General features: G+C 42.5%; 21 protein-coding genes and 4 tRNA genes. 18 read left to right on the top strand and 7 right to left on the bottom strand.

The annotated features are described in order from the left end of the window. Positions 1-245: 245 nt before the first annotated feature. From ACFSR5_RS07300 to obgE, 3 genes are all read left to right on the top strand, one after another. Positions 246-319: transfer RNA gene (locus tag ACFSR5_RS07300), tRNA-Arg, on the top strand. Positions 320-396: 77 nt separating this feature from the next. Beyond that, a complete protein-coding gene (locus ACFSR5_RS07295) occupies positions 397-966 on the top strand; it encodes an adenylate kinase (protein ID WP_380902211.1) in 570 nt (189 codons plus the stop codon). A 27-nt stretch (positions 967-993) separates the two neighbouring features. Next, positions 994-1992, top strand: a complete 999-nt coding sequence (obgE, locus tag ACFSR5_RS07290; protein WP_380902209.1) for a GTPase ObgE — start codon at positions 994-996, stop codon at positions 1990-1992. A 57-nt stretch (positions 1993-2049) separates the two neighbouring features. On the opposite strand, the gene ACFSR5_RS07285 is transcribed toward obgE, so the two are convergent. Further along, the gene (locus ACFSR5_RS07285) at positions 2050-2658 is read right to left on the bottom strand and encodes a hypothetical protein (RefSeq protein ID WP_380902207.1); all 609 of its coding nucleotides are present in this window, start codon (positions 2656-2658) and stop codon (positions 2050-2052) included. A 4-nt stretch (positions 2659-2662) separates the two neighbouring features. After that, positions 2663-3478 (bottom strand): 3-methyl-2-oxobutanoate hydroxymethyltransferase, encoded by an 816-nt coding sequence (gene panB / locus ACFSR5_RS07280; protein ID WP_380902205.1) that lies wholly within the window; start codon positions 3476-3478, stop codon positions 2663-2665. Positions 3479-3614: 136 nt separating this feature from the next. On the opposite strand from panB, the gene ACFSR5_RS07275 reads away from it, so the two are divergent. The 5 genes from ACFSR5_RS07275 to ACFSR5_RS07255 all read left to right on the top strand — a co-directional run bounded on the left by ACFSR5_RS07275 (position 3615) and on the right by ACFSR5_RS07255 (position 7375). Then, complete coding sequence (locus tag ACFSR5_RS07275; RefSeq protein WP_380902203.1) at positions 3615-4358, top strand: RluA family pseudouridine synthase; 744 nt, start codon at positions 3615-3617, stop codon at positions 4356-4358. 12 nt (positions 4359-4370) lie between these two features. Further along, a complete protein-coding gene (locus ACFSR5_RS07270) occupies positions 4371-4967 on the top strand; it encodes a TlpA family protein disulfide reductase (protein WP_380902201.1) in 597 nt (198 codons plus the stop codon). Between the two features lies 1 nt (position 4968). Further along, entirely contained in the window at positions 4969-5802 is an 834-nt protein-coding gene (gene pyrF, locus ACFSR5_RS07265) for an orotidine-5'-phosphate decarboxylase (protein ID WP_380902199.1), read from the top strand. A 212-nt stretch (positions 5803-6014) separates the two neighbouring features. Next, positions 6015-6764 carry a hypothetical protein gene (locus tag ACFSR5_RS07260; protein ID WP_380902197.1) on the top strand — a complete coding sequence of 250 codons (750 nt, stop codon included), beginning with the start codon at positions 6015-6017 and terminating at the stop codon, positions 6762-6764. Between the two features lie 11 nt (positions 6765-6775). Further along, positions 6776-7375 carry a hypothetical protein gene (locus tag ACFSR5_RS07255; protein ID WP_380902195.1) on the top strand — a complete coding sequence of 200 codons (600 nt, stop codon included), beginning with the start codon at positions 6776-6778 and terminating at the stop codon, positions 7373-7375. Between the two features lie 99 nt (positions 7376-7474). On the opposite strand, the gene ACFSR5_RS07250 is transcribed toward ACFSR5_RS07255, so the two are convergent. Further along, positions 7475-8632, bottom strand: coding sequence for an acyloxyacyl hydrolase (locus tag ACFSR5_RS07250; protein WP_380902193.1), 1158 nt, complete (start codon positions 8630-8632; stop codon positions 7475-7477). Positions 8633-8731: 99 nt separating this feature from the next. Here ACFSR5_RS07250 and ACFSR5_RS07245 point away from each other — a divergent pair, with 99 nt between their 5' ends. The 9 genes from ACFSR5_RS07245 to ACFSR5_RS07205 all read left to right on the top strand — a co-directional run bounded on the left by ACFSR5_RS07245 (position 8732) and on the right by ACFSR5_RS07205 (position 19099). After that, positions 8732-9643, top strand: coding sequence for an AEC family transporter (locus ACFSR5_RS07245; RefSeq protein ID WP_380902191.1), 912 nt, complete (start codon positions 8732-8734; stop codon positions 9641-9643). A gap of 82 nt (positions 9644-9725) precedes the next feature. Then, the gene (locus tag ACFSR5_RS07240) at positions 9726-10709 is read left to right on the top strand and encodes a formylglycine-generating enzyme family protein (RefSeq protein ID WP_380902189.1); all 984 of its coding nucleotides are present in this window, start codon (positions 9726-9728) and stop codon (positions 10707-10709) included. Between the two features lie 27 nt (positions 10710-10736). After that, positions 10737-12050 (top strand): Gfo/Idh/MocA family protein, encoded by a 1314-nt coding sequence (locus ACFSR5_RS07235; RefSeq protein ID WP_380902187.1) that lies wholly within the window; start codon positions 10737-10739, stop codon positions 12048-12050. A gap of 5 nt (positions 12051-12055) precedes the next feature. Next, positions 12056-13042 carry an FAD:protein FMN transferase gene (locus ACFSR5_RS07230; protein WP_380902185.1) on the top strand — a complete coding sequence of 329 codons (987 nt, stop codon included), beginning with the start codon at positions 12056-12058 and terminating at the stop codon, positions 13040-13042. Between the two features lie 12 nt (positions 13043-13054). Continuing rightward, complete coding sequence (locus tag ACFSR5_RS07225; protein WP_380902183.1) at positions 13055-13966, top strand: hydroxypyruvate isomerase family protein; 912 nt, start codon at positions 13055-13057, stop codon at positions 13964-13966. A gap of 77 nt (positions 13967-14043) precedes the next feature. Further along, positions 14044-15285 carry an MFS transporter gene (locus ACFSR5_RS07220; protein WP_380902181.1) on the top strand — a complete coding sequence of 414 codons (1242 nt, stop codon included), beginning with the start codon at positions 14044-14046 and terminating at the stop codon, positions 15283-15285. Between the two features lie 26 nt (positions 15286-15311). Beyond that, complete coding sequence (locus ACFSR5_RS07215) at positions 15312-16994, top strand: GMC oxidoreductase (RefSeq protein ID WP_380902179.1); 1683 nt, start codon at positions 15312-15314, stop codon at positions 16992-16994. A gap of 30 nt (positions 16995-17024) precedes the next feature. After that, positions 17025-18452, top strand: a complete 1428-nt coding sequence (locus tag ACFSR5_RS07210; protein WP_380902177.1) for a Gfo/Idh/MocA family protein — start codon at positions 17025-17027, stop codon at positions 18450-18452. A 17-nt stretch (positions 18453-18469) separates the two neighbouring features. Continuing rightward, entirely contained in the window at positions 18470-19099 is a 630-nt protein-coding gene (locus ACFSR5_RS07205; protein WP_380902175.1) for a gluconate 2-dehydrogenase subunit 3 family protein, read from the top strand. Positions 19100-19281: 182 nt separating this feature from the next. Here the strand turns inward: ACFSR5_RS07205 and ACFSR5_RS07200 are convergent, their stop codons facing one another. Continuing rightward, positions 19282-20004 carry an acyl-[acyl-carrier-protein] thioesterase gene (locus tag ACFSR5_RS07200; RefSeq protein ID WP_380902173.1) on the bottom strand — a complete coding sequence of 241 codons (723 nt, stop codon included), beginning with the start codon at positions 20002-20004 and terminating at the stop codon, positions 19282-19284. A 134-nt stretch (positions 20005-20138) separates the two neighbouring features. On the opposite strand from ACFSR5_RS07200, the gene ACFSR5_RS07195 reads away from it, so the two are divergent. Then, the gene (locus ACFSR5_RS07195) at positions 20139-20405 is read left to right on the top strand and encodes a hypothetical protein (RefSeq protein WP_380902171.1); all 267 of its coding nucleotides are present in this window, start codon (positions 20139-20141) and stop codon (positions 20403-20405) included. A gap of 114 nt (positions 20406-20519) precedes the next feature. Here ACFSR5_RS07195 and ACFSR5_RS07190 read toward each other — a convergent pair. From ACFSR5_RS07190 to ACFSR5_RS07180, 3 genes are all read right to left on the bottom strand, one after another. Beyond that, positions 20520-20593 (bottom strand) — tRNA-Pro (locus tag ACFSR5_RS07190). 97 nt (positions 20594-20690) lie between these two features. Further along, positions 20691-20778 (bottom strand) — tRNA-Leu (locus ACFSR5_RS07185). A gap of 5 nt (positions 20779-20783) precedes the next feature. Then, a tRNA-Gly gene (locus ACFSR5_RS07180) sits at positions 20784-20856 on the bottom strand. Positions 20857-21001: the final 145 nt, after the last annotated feature.

Raw genomic sequence — 21001 nt, 5'->3', positions numbered from 1 at the left:
GTATATATGTTCATGTATTCTGTCTTGTGAAAATCATGGTTTACCGTTGCGTAATGGACACATTCGGCGACCTCTAGTGTTGTAAAAGAAACTGTACCGACAAGGCGTAAGAAAAACCTTGAGGTGGAGGTGGTTAGGTTCTATGGCGGTAGAAAGTTGAAAAAAAGTTTGCATAACAGATCGATTTGCCTATATTTGCATCACCAAAACAGAACGGGCGGATTTGTCAAGATGTGATGGTTGCCGCGCTCATAGCTTAATTGGATAGAGCATCTGACTACGGATCAGAAGGTTAGGGGTTCGACTCCCTTTGAGCGCACTTAATTACACGAAGCCTAATTCTCTATCGGATTAGGCTTTTTTTTCGAACACAGAATAAAAACAATACTACAATTTATGCTAAACCTTGTCTTATTCGGTCCTCCAGGTGCTGGTAAAGGTACTCAATCTGAGAAATTAATCGAAAAATACCAATTGGTTCATATTTCCACCGGAGATATCTTTCGCGCACATATCAAGGATCAAACTGCGCTTGGTAAGCAGGTAAGCCAGCTTATCGCAGAAGGAAATTTAGTTCCTGATTCGACCACGATAGCGATGCTGGAGGAAGAAATTCGGAAAAATCCACAAGCAAAGGGTTTTATTTTCGATGGGTTTCCACGTACTGTAGCACAAGCGGAAGCTTTAGATAAGTTCTTGGCATCGATTAATGAAAAAATTTCAGGGGTTGTAGCGTTAGATGTAACGGAAGAGGAATTGACGCAGCGGATCGCTAAACGTCAGGAAATTTCTGGCCGCGCGGATGATGCTGCTGATAAACTGAAAAAACGCATCGAAGAATATTTTAGCAAGACTATTCACGTATTACCTTATTATGAAGAACAGGGTAAGCTGTCCAAAGTAAATGGTATTGGTGATATTGATACGATTTTCAACGCGTTGACGGCAATAATCGATCGTTATTAATAAAATAAACGAACTTTAATATCTCGTATGGCCCAGGGTTCAAATTTTGTTGATTATGTGAAGGTATGCTGCCGTTCGGGACATGGCGGAGCTGGTTCGGCGCATTTGCACCGAGATAAATTTACAGCCAAAGGAGGTCCAGACGGTGGTGACGGCGGTCGAGGGGGACATATTGTTCTAAAAGGTTCTAGCCAACACTGGACGCTGCTGCATTTGAAATATAGAAAGCATATAATTGCAGCTAATGGCGAAGCGGGAGGTAGTGCGTTGCGAAGTGGCGCAAATGGTCAAGATGAAATTTTGGAGGTCCCGCTTGGAACAATCGCAAAGGATGCTGAAACGGGCGAAATCCTTTTTGATATTACGGAGGATGGCGAAACAAAAATCTTGACGCCTGGGGGAAAAGGTGGATTAGGAAATTGGCATTTTAAGTCGTCTACGCAACAGACACCTCGCTTTTCACAACCGGGGCTGCCAGGGAAAGAACAGTGGGTCGTGCTCGAACTCAAAGTGTTAGCCGATGTGGGTTTAGTCGGATTTCCGAATGCAGGTAAGTCCACCTTGCTTTCCATTGTTTCCGCAGCGAAGCCTGAAATTGCAAATTATCCGTTTACGACGCTCGTACCTAACCTAGGTATTGTTAGTTATCGCGACAGTAAGTCTTTTGTGATGGCTGATATTCCAGGCATTATCGAAGGGGCGTCGCAGGGCAAGGGGTTAGGCCATCGTTTTCTTCGACATATCGAGCGAAATGCGGTATTGCTGTTTATGATACCAGCAGATACCGACCGGAGTATACAGGAAGAATATGAAATTTTGTTGAACGAATTGACCGCATATAATCCGGAGTTAATTGATAAACCCCGGTTATTAGCCATAACCAAATCCGACATGTTGGATGAGGAGCTGGAGGCTGAGATGAAAGATACCCTTCCGTCAGGAATTCAGGCGGTATTCATTTCGTCGGTCTCAGGGAAAAATATCCAGCAACTAAAAGATTTGATCTGGAGAGCAATAAATGAATAAAAAACGCCCTGACGTTAGTAAAAAAAGGCGATATACATAAGTATGTCGCCTTTTTTGCTAAATAATCGGAAAGAGCTTTGACTCTATTTCGATTTTATAATTCGTATTCAGGTATTCAAAAAAGTGTTGGTTCCACACCCTTTCCGACTGCTCCAATATATAGGGAAGGACTACAATCCCCCTGGACGTGTGAATACGATAATAACCAAAGATTGTGTCGCGATTTTTCTGCACAGACCTTACTTCTGAGACACGAATGACATCCCGTTGCAGGTTAAATGAAAGGGGTGGACCTTTGACGTAATCAATCAGCACATCGTAGGTGTTTGTATCAAAGTATACGCGTTGATCTTTTGTGGCGCGAATATGATTTGTGTAGACAAAAAGTTGTCCAATAAGATATAGACATAGCGGAAGAGCGATCCATAGGATTTTTATTTTCATTCCTAAAATAAGAACGATGAGGAAGAGCACTATCCCAATGCCGACGGTCCAAAGCGTGCTGCGCGTAATGTTGGCAATTAATTGGGGAGAGGTGTCCAACAAAACGAACTGATGAATTCTTTCAGGTTTTATTAAACCCGTTGGTTCGCGGCTCATGAAGAACCTCCGTGATAACAAATAAAGGAGTACGCCTATTAACGTAACGATCAACAGGATCTTCATTATATTAGTATTGTTCCGATTCGTTCGGATAATTTCCAGATTTTACATCCGCAGCATACTGCGCAGCTGCTTCGACAATTCCATCATACATATTCATGTAACGTCGTAGGAACTTAGGCTTAAAATCTTTCGTGAAGCCCAACATATCGTTTACAACAAGAACTTGGCCATCACAACCATTGCCGGCCCCTATTCCGATCGTCGGGATAGATAAGGATTCCGTCACTTCTTTTGCGAGTATAGCTGGAATCTTTTCTAATACGATTGCAAAACATCCAATATTTTGTAAAGCCAATGCATCCGATTTAAGTTTTTCAGCTTCCGCTTCTTCCTGCGCCCGAACACCGAAGGTGCCAAATTTATTGATAGACTGTGGTGTAAGGCCCAAATGCCCACAAACTGGGATACCCGCATCTACAATTTTTTTGATATTTTCCAGAATTTCAACGCCTCCTTCCAGTTTTAATGCATGTGCGCCCGACTCTTTCATCATACGGACGGCAGATTTAAACGCGTCTTCAGGGGTGCCTTGGTATTCTCCGAACGGCAGATCGACGAGCACCAACGCGCGTTGTGTACCCCGCGCCACTGCACTCGCATGATAAATCATATGATCCAAGGTGATCGGTAGCGTCGTTTCATAGCCAGCGAACACATTTGCAGCAGAATCTCCAACCAATAAAATATCGATACCCGCTTGATCCAATGCGCGCGCTGTTGAAAAATCATAAGCTGTTAACATACTGATCTTTTCGCCATTCTGCTTCATGGAATGGATCGTATTCGTGGTCACTCGTTTGATAATTTTATTTACTGACATGTTTCATGTTTTGATAACGCAAAACTACTAAAAACTTAGGTAACTAGGGTTGAAAGACAAGATAGAATCTCGCCGGAGCTTATCCGTAAATCTGAATTGCTTAACTTTCTCGCGTTTATTTTGTAATTTTGCGGCTATGCAGGAAAACGAAAATCGTTTATTTAAATTTCCAAAATTTCAGGATTTAATCATTTTTGAAGACGACAACCTAATTGTTATCAATAAGCCTCCTTTTGTTGCGTCCTTAGACGATCGTACGGGCGGAGAGATCAATATTCTTCGGCTTGCAAAGAAATACCATGCCGATGCACAAGTTTGCCATCGATTAGATAAAGATACGTCAGGAATTTTGTTAATTGCTAAGAACCCGGAGACGTATCGTTTGGTCTCGATCGAATTTGAACGGAGACGCGTGGATAAAAATTATCATGCAATCATTGGTGGCACGCATACATTCGACAATTTGCTGGTGGATCTGCCTATTTTAAACCAAGGAAATAAAAATGTATCCATCGATCGTGCTAATGGAAAAGCGGCTGAAACCATTTTTAATTCTATTCGGTACTTTAAGCACTTTACGTTAGTGAACTGCAAGCCTATTACAGGAAGAATGCACCAAATACGCATACACTTGGCTACCCAGCACGCGGCAATTGTAGGAGACAGTATGTACAGAGGAAAACCTGTCTACCTGTCTCAGATCAAAAAACGAGGATTTACGATGTCGAAAGACCAAGAAGAGCTCCCGATCATGAAAAGGTTTGCGTTACATGCACATTCGGTCCGTTTTTCAATAGATGGTAAGGAATATGCCTTTGACGCTCCTTATCCAAAGGACTTCGCTACGCTCCTGAAGCAATTGGAGAAGTTTGACTCGTAAACGAATTGCATTATGGATAAGAAAAAAATAGGAAAGGTCGTGAGTAATGTGGCATTTTTTGCCGTCATCATTTTCCTTATCCTGCCGTCAGGAAGAGCTTGGGTACAACAAGGGTTGATGAAATTGGGCTTGTTCAAGCCTAATTTGGAACGTTTTGAACAATCTCCAGCCGAGGTTTCTGCCAGCGACGTTATTGAAAGTCGTCGCATGTCATTTAAGGACGATCGCGGCGATATCGTTAACGTATCTGATTTGAAGGGGAAAGTCGTGTTTATCAACTTTTGGGCAACATGGTGTCCCCCATGTAAAGCGGAAATGCCCTCCATTCAACGGTTGAAAGATGCCCTCGAGGGAAACACACAAATAGAGTTCTTATTGGTAGAGATTGAAGGCGAACAGCAAAAAGCGCGCGCGTTTATGATGGAAGAGGGGATGAACCTGCCGATCTTTTATCCGAAAAGTGAGATTCCGAATACTTGGCTGGGACAGTCCATACCCTCAACTGTTATTTTAGATAAAGATGGAAAGCTAGCAGCCCGTCATGAGGGTATGGCAGACTACTCTAGAAAAGAAGTGATCGATTTCATAACTGAACTAATTAATAAATAATATGACCAAAGCGGAATTGCTTCGTCAAATAAAGGCTAAAAGAAGTTTTCTTTGTGTTGGATTAGATACCGACATTAATAAAATCCCACCACACCTGCTAGACGATGAAGATCCTATTTTTTCTTTCAATAAGGCAATTATTGAAGCCACGGAAGACTTGTGTGTGGCGTATAAGCCCAATATTGCTTTTTATGAATGTTATGGTGTTAAAGGGTGGCAATCGTTACAAAAGACCTGGGCGGCGATCCCCAAAAGTTGTTTATCGATAGCCGATGCCAAAAGAGGCGATATCGGAAATACATCGGATATGTATGCGAAGGCCTTTTTTGATGAAAGTGTTTCAGGATTGGGATTTGACGCACTTACGATAGCTCCCTATATGGGAAATGACTCGGTTACACCTTTTTTACAACAAGAAGGAAAGTGGGCGATCGTTCTGGCGTTAACGTCAAACGTAGGAGGCTTGGACTTCCAAAATTTTACAAATCGAGACGGCGTACAGTTATTTGAATATGTATTAGAGAAGGTGTCTTCATGGGGCAGCACTGAAAATACAATGTTTGTGGTCGGTGCAACACGTGGTGAAGGCTTCCTTAACGTCCGGAAGTACGCTCCTGATCATTTCCTACTGGTACCGGGGGTGGGGGCTCAGGGAGGCTCCTTAGCGGATGTTTGTCGTTACGGCATGAATGCGTCTTGTGGACTTCTGGTAAATAGTACGCGCGGAATTATCTACGCGTCAAATGGACGAGATTTCGCAGAGCGTGCGCGGGAAGAAGCTGTGAAATTACAGCAGGAGATGGAAATTGAACTGGAAAAGGCCGCTATCATATAGAGCTAGAGAAATCTAGCTTTTCTTTTTAGGGATGTTTCTGTGTATGATTGATGTCGTTTTCAAGGGGGCGTGGGTTTTGGACGTCAGATTTAATACTCCGTTATTAAAACTCTATGATTAAATGTTGTTACTGGGTCTCCATGAAACCCGGAAAGTTTATTCTTTGTCGATTTTGGCACAATAATTATTACGTAAGGCAGAGAACGACTCATATGCAAATTAGACGAACACACTTTGCCGGATCTATTCTGGCCTTATTTCTAACCTCTTGTAGTTCTATTTATATGCCTAATGTGCCAGCTACACCTATGTTTCGAGAACAAGGAGAAGCTTATGTGGCCGCTCACGTGAATGTGAAAGGTAATATGAGCGGAAATGCAGGAGTAGCCGTTGGTCGACATATAGCCATCGTTGCGAACGGATCCTATATTGATCGGGGTGGGGAACGTAGTAATGAATTGTTTAAGCAACATCTTTTGGAAGGAGCCGTGGGCTATTTTACGAAAATTGGCAAAGAGAAACGGCAAGTGTTAGAGATATATGCAGGATATGGTATCGGATCGTCCACTGAAGTCGAGAGACGTGCTTCTACAACTGGGATGGAGCCTATAGAAACTCGGATAATGGACTTCGATAAAATTTTTTTGCAGATAAATTATTCTTCTACCAAGAGACAGAAATTGCATTTGTTTGGTAAGAAACGGGATTTGAATTACGGGACTGCTATTCGCGCAAGTCGGGTTGCGATGAAGGATTTTACAATTAACGATTCGCCGAGTCCAATGGAAGAGGCGTTGTTTATTGAACCACTGTTTTTTACACGTTTACAGCTCAATAACGGATTTCAGATACAATATACCAATGGTTTTAACTTCAATGTGGTAGACAATACATACCTGAAAGCCGGAAATGCGGTATTTACATTAGGTGTTACCTATAGTTTTGGAGGAAAAAAGAAATAATATATATGCATATGGATAGAATGAAAATAGGCGCGGTTTGTACCATGCTAATCGTGTTGCTCTTAGGAGGATGTGCGATAAACAAAAATCAAGTTGAGGCGCTTGCAAAATGCGATTACACCGTGGAATCCCTGCAAGATGTACGCTTAGCAGGAAGGGATCTCAATAGCTATACTGGTGCTGATGGCGTTAATTTATCGTCGTTGCCGGGAATAGCAGTGGCGATGTTGCGGAAGGATTTGCCGCTAGAGGCGCAGGTGAATATGAAAGTTAGTAATCCAACAACAACTAAGACCGCGATTAACTCCTTCAAGTATCTGATCGAAATTGATGGGAAACCCTTGTTTGAAGGTACTGTTAACCAAAATCTACGTCTGAATACGGGAGAGAGTGCTGTTGTACCATTAACATTTAAAGCGAATATTTTCGGAACAGCAAAAGAAAAGGGGCTGGACAAGGTATTAAATGATATATTTACTCGAGAAGGAGAAGGGTTCCTCGTACTTAAAATTAAACCTTCGATTAAGATTGGAAACAGTAACATCTTCTATCCCGGCTATATAACAGTCGATCGTAATTTAGCGAAAAGCATTAGGAAACTCGTGATGTAAAATTGTCATAACGAAAGAAGGAGCTCATTGCTCCTTCTCTCGTTATATTTACCTGCATAAAGGGAGATGTGGCAGCCGAAAGATAGAATTACTTTGCGGCTACTTTCGGTTAAACGTATAACCTACTGTCCACTCAATAAAATCCGCCTTTCCTTTGTGCGCTTTGATCGATATTCCTGCATTGAAATCTTTATATACATAGTAACGTGCTCCTGCACGTAAAAAAATGCGTTCGATCTCCCCATTGAAGTACTGCTTGTGCAGATAATAACCTATGTTACCGTTTAAGACTAAATCTTGATTTAATACATGTACCAGGTAGAAGGATGGGCCACCAGAAAGCTTGGCACTTAACTTTCCGCTGTCCTCTCCTGCGATTTCATCATTATTCCCGGAAGAAGAATAAAATAAATCGAAGCCACCGCCGACCCGCCATTTATGTGACACGTGTTTACTGGCGTATGCACTGATAGTCGTTTTTAGAAAACGACGGTCGCGATCTCGCTCCAGCTGTTTCCATCCAATACCATAATTGATGTGGTATAAAATATTGTCATTGTACGGTTTTATAACGGAACGGTCCGGTAATACGGTTTGCCCATTAGGTTGATAGGTTATCGATGCAGTCACAGGAATCAAATTGACGCCCTTATTGGGCAATTTAAGTGCTCCATTGGAGAAGTGATGAAAAGCAAGTCCGAGACCGGCACGCCAATGCACATTAAACTTATATTGCGTGCGTATTCCAAAGTCAATAAAAACATTGTTTTTCGCACCGATAACTAGATTTAATGGGTTAGTTTCTTCATTATATGGGTTGAAATTGCCTGAGATTCCTAAACCTATTCGATAATCAAACCCCCAGCGTCTGTTGTTTAAATTGCCGAAAGGAGATTGCACAAAACCATACATAGCATATGGGCTGCCAATAATATCGGTATTAAATGTGCTGCTGTAGAAACCAACTCCATAAACAGGGTTGTTATACAACGTGAAATACTGATCATCGGATTTTTGGATCCTCCAGCCCACTTTTAAGTTGACCCCATTGTAATAAGCACTCTGGAAAGTCGTTTGTTTTATCTGTTTGGATGCTAAGATTCCCCCGTTCTCAACCTCAAGTTCAATAACGAGTGGGTTTTTAATTTTCACCGGCTGCGCGGATGAATCGATTTGTGCCTGAGCATGGTAAAATCCAAGTAAGATAAGGAGAAATATAAATGTGTTTTTTTTCAACGTTGCTATCGAATAATGCATAAATTTGGCCGCAAAGTTATTAAATTTTAGGAAAGGGAGTAGTGTAATGTGCGTAATTTTACATGTGGTCCATTTTTCTTTTTATGTTGATATACACTGATGTCAAATTTTTTGATTATTGTATTTTGCCTTTTCGCGGGATATCTCCTAAGAAGATGGGGGGTCGTCAAACCTGACGGGTTCAAGGCTATCAATTCCTGGATCATTTACGTAGGGTTACCTGCTACCTCTTTTCGGTACTTACCCGAATTGCATTGGGATAATCAGCTCCTATTGTGTCTTGTTACACCAATATTTATTCTAGCGGGATCCATTTTTTTTGTGAAGTATTTGGGGCGTTGGTTAGGCTTATCCATAAGAACAACCCATACGCTGATGCTAGTATGCGGGTTTGCTAATACTTCGTTTGTCGGTTTTCCATTAGTTGCTTCTTATTTCGGCAATGAACAAATTAAATGGGCGATCATTAGCGATCAGATGACTTTTTTTCTTTTGTCTTCTGTAGGAACAGTTATCGCCATCAAAGGCGGAATGGCAGGTAGAGATAAAATTCCGGTGACATATCTACTTAAAAGGGTGATCCGGTTCCCGCCACTGATCGGCTGTATGCTCGCTTTAATACTTTCCCGTTTTCTCGATCTAACGACATTTCAACCTTTTTTCGCGCAACTGGCGTCGACAGTTTCGCCATTAGCACTCTTTTCTATTGGTATACAACTCTCCTTTGTATTTTACCGATCTGAACTGACCGTCATTGCTTGGTCTCTGGCTTATAAACTAATACTCGGACCGGCTATCTTGATTATAATCTGTAATTTATTGCAATTTAGAGGAGAAGTTGCGCAAATAGCGAATTTCGAGATGTCCATGCCCAGTCTAGTGGCAACAAGCCTGTTACTCCAGGAGTTTCGTTTAAATACTAAACTTGGTAATTCTATAATTGGGTTGAGCATCCTAATCGGCTTATTTTCAACCTGGTTTGCCTATCGGTTGATTATGGCACTTTTGTAACTTGATTGTTGTTTTAAGTGCTTAGTGTATTTTTTACAATATAATTTCTATATTTAATACCGATTTATAAAAATCTAGATTAATGACTACAAATTTTGTAAAGAAAGGTGCACTTGTTTTTGCCTATATAACAGCTAACCTCCTTTCTCAAGCGCAGAGTAAACATGAACGTTATGTTCAAAAATTAGAAGGTACGGCCTTGGAATTTTCGATGGAAGCTATCCCCGGAGGAGAGTTTATGATGGGTAGTGAGCAGTCTGCGAAGGCGGATGAGAAACCTGTACATAAAGTGAAAATCGATCCTTTCTGGATGGGGACATATGAAGTGACGTGGAATCTCTACGAACCGTTCCTATATAAAGACTTGGAGATCACGCAATCTACCGAAGGTACGGTGAAGCCAGAAGTAGATGCCGTAACACGGCCTACGAAACCTTATTTAGACATGACTTTTGGAATGGGTAAAGAAGGGCATCCCGCTCTAGCGATGACCCATTATAATGCGATCCAGTTCTGTAAATGGCTGTATGTGCGTACGGGTGTTTTTTACCGTTTGCCTACAGAAGCCGAATGGGAGTACGCCTGTCGGGCGGGCTCGAGCTCGGCTTACTATTTTGGAGACGACGTGTCCCAGCTAGATGCGCATGCCTGGTTCGCGGATAATAGTGACGGTCAGACCGGTGCTGTAGGGAAGAAAAAACCGAATGCCTGGGGACTGTATGACATGATCGGCAATGTCGCCGAATGGACGTTTGACCAATATCATGCAGATTTTTATGCGCAGTTTGCAGGTAAAGTAGCCGAGAATCCCGTTGCGGTGCCAACGACGCTTTATCCGCATAGCGTACGCGGTGGATCGTTTGAAAGCAAAGCCGAAGATCTACGTTCTGCAGCACGCATGGCTTCAGATCCCTTCTGGAAGCAATTGGATCCCCAGATCCCGAAGTCGAACTGGTGGTTCCCCGAGGCTCCGTTTGTAGGTATGCGTTTGGTACGTCCGGTTAACGCTCCTTCACATGAAGAAATCATGGCCTACTACGACAAGGCACCTATCAAAGATTTTTAATCATAACATTATAATACCTAAAAACCGATGGATAATTTTAAACGAAGAGAATTTATTAAAGCAGGATCTGCACTTGCAGGAGCTGCTGCGCTGGCCAGTGCGCCAGTGTCCGGAGTTTTCGCTGCCGGCAGCGATGTAATCAAGATCGCACTGATCGGCTGCGGTGGACGGGGAACCGGGGCCGCCTTCGATGCATTTGCTTCTGGCCAGAATATTAAATTGGTCGCCATGGCCGATGCATTTCAGGACAATTTGGAGTCGACCTATAAAACAATAAAGGAGAAGTTCGGCGATAAGGTCGATGTGCCCGATAGCCGTAAATATGTTGGTTTTGACGCCTATAAGTCTGCAATCAAGGATGCCGACGTGGTCCTATTGACGACACCTCCGGGGTTCCGCCCCATTCACTTCGAAGAAGCGGTCAAAGCTGGAAAGCATGTGTTTATGGAAAAACCTGTCGCTGTGGATATCCCCGGTATACGGAGGGTGCTGGCAGCTGCAGCAGAAGCTAAGAAAAAAAAGTTGAATGTCGTGGTTGGTTTGCAGCGTCGTTACCAAACGAATTACCGGGAGGCAATTAAACGTATCCAGGACGGCGCCATAGGCGACGTTACTTCAGGACAGGTATATTGGAATAGCGGTGGTGTGTGGGTTCGGCCCCGTAAACCGGAGCAGACCGAAATGGAATATCAGATGCGTAACTGGTATTATTTTAATTGGCTCTGCGGAGACCATATTGTAGAACAGCACGTTCATAATATAGATATTGCAAACTGGGTAAAAGGTAAATATCCAGTCTCCATTCAAGGGACAGGAAGCCGTGCGCATCGCGTAGGAAAGGAATATGGAGAGATTTATGATAATTTTGCCGTGGAGTTAACATATGACGACGGCTCTGTCGTTTACAGCCAATGTCGCCATTTCGAAGGTATCTCTAACCGCGTAGACGAAACGTTTCAGGCAACGAAAGGTCGGGTATATTTATCTGCTGGTAATCAAGCTGTACTTTGGGATGCCAAGGGAAACGAAATTTACCGACATGATCCCAAAGGGAATCCAAATGCCTATCAACAAGAGCATAAAGAATTATTCGAGGCGATTGCAAACAACGAATACAAATTCGAAAATGCGGAGTATGGCGCGTACAGCACATTAACGGGCATCATCGGTCGCCTAGCATGCTATACGGGCAAGGTGATCAAGTGGGATAAAGCGCTGACTTCGGAAGTGGATCTGTCTCCAAGTGTTTATACCTGGGATGCAAAACCGAAAATCGTACCTGATCAAAATGGAGATTACCTCGCGGCAATTCCCGGGAAAAATACGGAGTTCTATATTTAACCTTGGTGCGCGGCATATTCATATGGATATTTGTAAATTTAGGTTGTTGTGCATTTGCACAACAACCTAAATTTGTTATTGACGGTCTCGCCCAAGGAACAACCTATCGTATGAGCTACTTTGCTCCAAAAGAGGTCGTTGAGAAATACGAAATTGACAGTATTTTACGATCCATCGACGAATCGATGTCACTATACAAGCAGACCTCACGCATTACACAGTTCAATTCCTCGACAGCAGACGAAGGATTTATGATGGACCCCCATATGAAAAATGTCGTGCATCGTTCTATTGCGGTCTACCGCGAATCAGACGGCTTATTCGATATCACGGTGAAACCGCTCGTTGGATTGTGGGGATTTGGTCCTGAACGTATAGGAAAAGCACCTACTGCCGAACAGATTGACAGCGTGCTGACCTTTGTCGGTATGAAAAAATTGAAACTGCGTAAAGGTAAGCTTTGGAAAACAGACCCACGGGTCAGTATCGATCTTAACGGGATTGCCCAAGGTTATTCTGTTGATGTTTTAGCCGACTTTTTGGAGGATCGGGGCGTAACAGACTATATCGTGGAATTAGGCGGAGAGATACGAACCAAAGGTTATAAAGAAGGGCATCAACCTTTCGAAGTAGCTATCGAACGGCCAATCGGAGCGGAACGCTCTACTTTTATGCTTCAATTGACCGATAAAGCGGTCACGACCTCGGGTAACTACCGAAGGGCATTTGATTTTGAAGGGCGAAAAATACACCATCATATCAATCCTTTTGACGGTTATCCGTTACAAAATAGTGTCGCTAGTGTAACCGTGCTTGCTCGTACCGCGATGGACGCAGATGCCTACGACAATGTGTTTATGGCACTGTCTCCGCAAGAAGGAGTACGCCTTGCAGACCGGCTGAAAAATATTGAAGTTTATATTATTTATAAAGATGGAGAGACCTTTAAGGAGCTATTTTCCAAAGGATTTTCTATATACATTAAAAACTAACCATATTTAAAAATGAAACGATCAGATTTTATAAAAAGCGGGGCTGCCCTGTTAAGTGGGACAGTTCTTTTGGGGAATGAAACGATGGCTGAAGAAAAACAAAAAACGAATGGAGGTACCTTTCAATTGGATTATGCTCCACACCAAGGGATGTTTTCCGCGACCGCAGGAAAAAACTTTGTGGATGAAATTAAGTACATGCATGATCTAGGATTTCGCAGTATTGAAGATAACGGGATGACGGGACGATCGGTAGAAGAACAATCGAAAATTGGAGAAACGTTGGCTAAACTGGGAATGCGCATGGGAGTGTTCGTTGTGCCTAAGGGTGGAAACGGAGCAAATACCCTGGCCGCTGGGAAAAAGGAACATGTAGACATCTTCTTGAAAGGCTGTAGCGACTCTGTCGAAGTCGCTAAACGTGTAAATGCCAAATGGGTTACCGTCGTGCCGGGTGATTACCAACGAAATTTGCCTATTGGCGTCCAAACGGCAAACGTTATTGAGGCCCTCAAACGCGGTGCAGAGGTATTTGAACCTCATGGCATCACCATGGTTTTGGAACCCTTAAGCGATACACCGGATTTATTTTTGCGTTACACAGATCAAACCTACGAAATATGTAAAGCAGTTGGCAGCCCATCTTGTAAGATATTATACGATGCGTACCATCAACAAAAAAATGAAGGAAATCTAATTAATCTGATGGATCTGTGTTGGAGTGAAATCGCTTATGTACAAGTTGGTGATAACCCTGGACGGAAAGAACCTACGACTGGAGAGGTCAATTACAAAAACGTGTTTAAGTGGTTAAAACAAAAAGGTTATACCGGGGTAGTCGGTATGGAGCACGGTATGTCTAAGTCGGGATTAGAAGGAGAGAAGGCGCTAATCGCGGCTTACCGGGAAGTGGATAGCTTTTAAGCTAAATGAATTTAGCACGAAATTATTTTTGTTATTTACGGAGAAGTAATATATTTATACTATAAACCTATCATCAGATGTCAACATCAATAAGATTTAAACTTTCTTTTATGATGTTTCTCGAATTTTTTATTTGGGGAGCATGGTTCGTAACGCTAGGTAGCTTTTTGATTAAAAATCTAAACGCGTCGCAATTCGAGATTTCTAATGTATTTTCGACACAATCGCTCGGTGCTATTATTGCTCCGTTTATTATTGGCATGATTGCGGACAGGTATTTTAACGCTGAACGCATCTTGGGGATTTTGCATTTGGCCGGTGCGTTTCTGATGTTTCAGATGTATAAGGCCGTTGACGTTGCCGTGTTTTATCCGTACGTGTTAACCTACATGATTTTGTACATGCCGACATTATCCTTAGTCAATTCTGTTTCGTTTAGGCAACTAACAAATCCGGAGAAACAGTTTTCCAGTATACGGGTATTCGGAACTATTGGATGGATTGTTGCAGGTTTCACGATCAGTTTATTGGGATGGGACTCCTCAGATGGGGCGGCAGATGGCGCGCTAAAAAACACGTTTTTGATGGCGTCTGTAGCATCGCTTGTTTTAGGATTGTTTTCCTTTGTTTTACCTAAAACCCCTCCGGTCAAGGTGGCTGATGGAGAAAAGCCTTCTTTTGCTTCGATGGTCGGACTGGATGCGATCACTCTTTTAAAAGACAAAAACTACTTGGTATTCTTCATCTCATCGATATTAATCTGTATCCCGTTGGCATTTTATTATCAAAATGCAAACCCATTTTTGCTAGAAATAGGACTGACAAACGCGACTGGAAAAATGGCTATTGGACAAGTATCAGAAGCTGTGTTCTTGTTATTGCTGCCCATACTCTTTGTTCGCTTCGGTTTTAAGAAAACCATTATGATCGGTATGTTGGCTTGGGTAGTTCGGTATCTTATGTTCGCGTATGGTAACGCTGGCGATCTGTCCTTCATGCTTATTATTGGTATTGCTCTTCACGGTATTTGTTACGATTTCTTTTTCGTGTCCGGACAAATTTATACCGATGCAAAAGCTGGCTTAAAATATAAAAGTGCTGCGCAAGGGCTGATTACATTAGCAACATATGGTATAGGACAGCTTATCGGATTCTGGGTCGCCGGTTTTATAGGGGAAAAATATCAGGGGATTAAAGCAACCGATGTAGCGGGATTTTGGCAACAGACATGGATCGTGCCGGCGGGCATTGCATTTGTAGTCTTGATCATTTTCATGATCTTATTTAAAAACGAGAAAATAGAGAGTAAAACTGTATAAAAATAATAAAACTAAATTGAAGAGATATGGCAGATAATGTTTATGACGCGATTGTCATTGGATCCGGAATAAGTGGGGGTTGGGCAGCGAAAGAATTAACGGAGAAAGGGTTGAAGACCATTATGTTGGAGCGCGGTAGAAATGTCGAGCACGTAAAAGATTACCACGCAAATAAGAACACGTGGGAGTATCCGCATAGAGGAGGACGTACCAAACAAATGGAAGCCGATTATCCGGTTTTAAAACGAGACTACCCGTTGAATGAGAAAAACTTAGATTTTTGGGTAAATGAAAAGGAAAGCCCATATACAGAAGTAAAGCGCTTCGATTGGTACCGTGGATACCATGTTGGAGGTCGCTCATTAATGTGGGGACGCCAAAGTTACCGCTTTTCGGATCTGGATTTCGGTGCAAATGCGAAAGATGGCCATGGCACCGATTGGCCAATACGTTATGCCGATATCGCACCTTGGTACAGTTATGCCGAAAAATGGGCGGGTATCTCCGGCAATCGCGATGGACTTGCTGTCCTCCCCGACGGTGAATTTATGCCACCGATGGACTTCAATGTCGTGGAAAAAGATCTAGCGGAACGATTGAAAAAAGAATATGGCGGTCAGCGTCATTTCATCATGGGACGTACGGCGAATATTACCAAACCTCATACCGGTCGTATCAATTGTCAATATCAGAATCAATGTTGGTTAGGTTGCAACTTCGGAGCATATTTTAGCACACAATCCTCCACGTTACCTCCGGCGATGGCAACTGGAAACTTGACGTTGCGCCCGTTCTCCATTGTTACCAAGATTATTTACGACAAGGATACGAAAAAAGCAAAAGGTGTGGAGATCGTCGATGCTGAAACTAACAAAACATATGAGTTTTTTGCAAAGGTTATTTTTGTTTGTGCGTCGGCTTTCAATTCGACATGGGTATTGATGAATTCTGCGACGGATGTTTGGGAAGGTGGATTGGGAAGTAGCTCCGGAGAACTTGGTCATAATGCGATGGACCACCATTTCCGTTGTGGTGCCGGAGGACGAATCGAAGGATATCAAGATAAATATATTTTTGGACGTCGACCTACGGGATTGTATGTGCCGCGTTTTGTCAACGTCGAGGGCGATACGAAAAAACGTGACTATGTTCGCGGATTCGGTTATCAGGGGGCGGCCGGACGTGGCCGTTGGTCTGGAGAAGTGGCTGAAATGAGTGTAGGTGGTGCTTGGAAAGATGCGATGCTGGAACCGGGCGATTGGAATGTCGGTTTTACGGCTTTTGGAGAGATACTACCGTATCATGAAAATAGAATCTATCTAGACAAAGACAAGAAAGATAAATGGGGACTACCGGTTTTAGCCATGGATATGGAGATCAAGGACAATGAGCGGAAGATGCGTTCAGACATGCAAGAAGAAATGAAAGAGATGCTGGAAAAAATCGGGGTAAAGGATGTATACACATACGATAATGAATATGCTTTTGGTATGGGAATCCACGAGATGGGTACAGCGCGCATGGGAACGGATCCTAAAAATTCGGTACTCAATAAACACAATCAGGTTTGGGATGCGACGAATGTATTCGTAACCGATGGTGCGGCAATGGCATCAGCAGCTTGTGTGAATCCGTCACTGACTTACATGGCACTGACAGCTCGTGCAGTCGATTTTGCTGTCAGTGAACTTAAAAAGGGAAATCTTTAAGAAATCAACGTAAACGTATAATAGCTAACTATGAAGGAAACGAATAATTCACGTAGAGATTTTATCAAAAGCGCAGCGTTAGCTGCTGCTGGTTTTATGATTGTTCCGCGTCATGTGCTGGGAGGTGCAGGTTTTACGGCACCTAGCGACAAATTGATGATCGCTGGCATCGGTGTAGGAGGTAAAGGTCAAAGTGATATTGCATCATTTTATAACAGTGGAAAAGCAGAAATCGCTTTTTTATGCGATGTGGACGACCGTCGTGCTGCCAACTCTGTCAAAGCATTTCCAAAAGCTAAGTATTACAAGGACTATCGTGAGATGTTGGATAAAGAACATAAGCACATCGACGCTGTGTCTATTTCCACACCGGATCATAACCACGCTATTCAGTCGCTTGCTGCTATGCAACTCGGTAAGCATGTATATGTGCAAAAACCTTTAACACATGATGTTTGGGAGGCACGTGTACTTACAGATGCCGCAAAAAAGTACAAGGTGGTAACACAGATGGGAAATCAGGGAGCATCAAACGATGGTCCGCGCGAAATCAAAGAGTGGTTTGAAGCGGGTCTGATTGGCGATGTGCACACGGTCTATTGTTGGACGGATCGTCCCGTATGGCCATCTGGCATACCTTGGCCCACGCAAACGGCACAAGTCCCTAAAGAGTTAGATTGGGATCTTTGGTTAGGAACAGCCCCTCAAAAAGACTATATTGAAAAACTGGTGCCTTTTAACTGGCGTGGTTGGTGGGATTATGGGACCGGTGCATTGGGAGATATGGGGTGTCACTTGCTCGAAGTACCATTTAGCACACTGGGCTTGAAATATATTCAGGATGTACAGGCCACGGTAGGAACGGTATATGCAGATGAATTTAAGCGTGCATATTACCCCGAGAGCTGCCCACCATCAAGCCATGTGACGATGACGTTCCCCAAGACGCCAAAAACACAAGGACCGGTTACGCTGCATTGGATGGACGGCGGTATTCAACCTACTCGTCCTGACGAATTAGGACCAAATGAAATTTTTGGAGATGGTGGAAATGGTATTCTTCTCATAGGAACAAAAGGTAAAATCTTGGCAGATACTTATGGAGATAATGCTCGCCTATTGCCTACGTCACGTAAAGAAACGGTAACACAGAAGTATGCGCGTGTTCCTGGCAAAGCTGGCGGCCACTACGCGCAATGGGTAGAAGCTGCGATTGCTGGATATGGAAAGAAAGAGGTCAGTGCTCCGTTTGAGATCTCGGGTCCTTTGACCGAGGCGCTTTTAATGGCAAACTTAGCTATACGTGGAGCTGATCTCCGTATTGATGGAAATTATCCAGGACGAAATTTAAAATTGCTCTGGGACAATGAGCAAATGAAAGTAACAAACTTTGATATTGTAAACCAGTTTGTTAAACGGCAGTACCGTCAAGGTTGGGATATAAATTATACTATTTAATTAAACGATTTTGAACAATGAATAGAAGAGAGGCAATTCAACGCGTTGCGATGTTGATCGGAGGCTCGGTAATCGGTGCAAATCTCTTTTTAGAGGGTTGTACCAGACCGGCCTCGAAAGACGTGGCGGCGTTATTTGAAAAAGATACTGTAAATCTTTTGGGTGACCTTGCGGAGGCGATATTACCCAAGACATCAACACCGGGTGCAAAAGAAGCTGGGGTTGGAGAATTTATACCGGTCATGATCCGCGATTGTTATAATGAGACCGACCAAAAGGCGTTTCTGGAAGGTTTAGCAAATGTAGATGATCGAGCTAAGAAAGAATTCGGAAAAAAATTCCAAGAGTTAACTAAAGAAGAGCAGCTACAGTTTGTGAATAAATATGATAAGGAAGCGGAGGCTTTTCAGAAAGATCGGGGAACTAAACAAGGAGAAATCTTAGCGAAGGCAAAGGAACAAGGTAAAAACGAGGAAGAGGCGGAATACCTACCAAACAATTTCTTCCATATGCTAAAGCAATTGACGCTTACTGGTTTTTTTACCTCGGAAGTAGGTATGACCAAAGCGCTACGCTTTGTGAAGATCCCCGGAAAATACGACGGCAACTATCCATACAAAAAAGGAGATCGCGCATTCTCTGCATAAGCGAATAGTCGGAAAAAGAAAATCGCCATTACCCCCTTTTTGCTGGGATAGTAATGGCTTTTTTTATTTTATATCGACCACCAGTCTGCTTTCGTAACACCGTCAAGGGCGTTCTTGATCGCACTAACTGACATCCCGGTGGATTATCATTTCAAACATGCCGTATACTCTTGTATCGTTTTCTATTTGGTAACGTGCATAAGAAAAATCGGCCTGTTATCCCGGGAAATAGCGAAACTAATTTCAGTGTCGGATTGTTGGTATTGCAATGCTACGGTCTGTCCTAGTTTTAATTCCTTCAGATAATTGATATCTATCGCCTTAAAATGTTCTTTTAATACAATCTCGGGAGGCAGTGCATCCAAGCACCAATCGGTATATTTTACGTTATTGACGTGGTTCACAATGTCCAAATCGGAAAGCTTCGGGGTATAAGTGAATGTGGATTCTAAAGGATGGTGGATGTCGATACGACGGAACGGCTCTTTTGTTGCCGTTTTTTCTGACAATATTACACGAGGATCGATTGAAATGGCAAGATTCTCGGATTTACGGTCCTTAATATTGAATACGGCCCAAAAACTTGACGCCCCGATTATTTTTTTGTCTTCCGCATATACGTCGAAGTTTCGTATTGAACGGTTTCCAAAAAAATCTTGTACCCATGTCTGTACCGTAATTTCTTCCAAAAATCGAGGAAGTCTTTCGATTTCAATGCGTACACGGCTAAGCACCCACGACTGGAAATTTTTACTCATTTCACGATAACCAAATCCCAACAGTTCAGCATGATTAGAAGCGGTCAGTTGAAGAAGGTTACTAAGTTCACTGTATTTCAGATGACCATTGGCATAACATTGGGTAAAGTTCAATGCGTACGTGTTCGAATAAATAGATGTCTGCATAAAATAAATGTCACAAAGTGTGAAATAATGTAAATAATTTGTTGTGAATTATGAAATATAAATAGTGAATATTTATATTTAGTTTTATTAATGAAGGATTTTAGGTTGTATTATTTACTATCAAATTTTGTAAGATGATTGGACAGATTATAGAAAAAGAGCATATTGGGGATTTCAGAATTATTCCAGCCGCGGAAGATAGAACAAATTCTTTACACGATAAATTGTTAGCTGCGCAGCGATTGGGGAATGAGTTTAAGTCTAAAACGACGATAGTTTTTCAAACAGAGGATGGTCCAAAGCGGATAGAAACTACGGTTTGGTCACTTACAGAGCAATATTTACAGATCAAAGGCGGAGTTTTGATTCCATTAAAGGCAATAATTGAAATAGATTTTTAAGGCAGCGAATGGATTAAGCCGGTTCTTATGATTCATCCATCATACGGATTTGTCAGGAATAATTTAAGGGAATATATAAAAAAACAATCAACGATACCGTTGATTGTTTTTTTGTCGGGATGGCCGGATTTGAACCGACGACCTCCAGCACCCCATGCTGGCGCGATACCGGGCTACGCTACATCCCGAAGCTGCATGCTAAAGATAAATAAATAACAGGTATTTTGAAATTCTTTATCTATTTTGTTAGCAAAGTAAAAAGCCCATCTTCCGACGAGCTTTTTCTGGTACCTAGGGCGGGAATCGAACCCGCACTCCTTTAACAGGAACAGGATTTTAAGTCCTGCGTGTCTACCAGTTCCACCACCTAGGCAACTGAGCGAAAGACGAGATTCGAACTCGCGACCCCAACCTTGGCAAGGTTGTGCTCTACCAACTGAGCTACTTTCGCTTGTGACGATGCAAATATAGAGAGAAAATCTTATTCTTAAAATTATTTTGCTGTTTTTCGGTCTATGATGTGCTAATAGTCTAAAAATGTGCGTAATATTTTTCTTACGTGTCGCTGCACAATTTGTCTTTTAGTTCAAATGGTT

Origin of the sequence: Sphingobacterium suaedae (assembly GCF_042684625.1) — a bacterium.
GTDB lineage: Bacteria > Bacteroidota > Bacteroidia > Sphingobacteriales > Sphingobacteriaceae > Sphingobacterium > Sphingobacterium suaedae.
The sequence above is the reverse complement of the archived record's forward strand: the minus strand, read 5'-3'. Positions and strand labels throughout refer to the sequence as shown.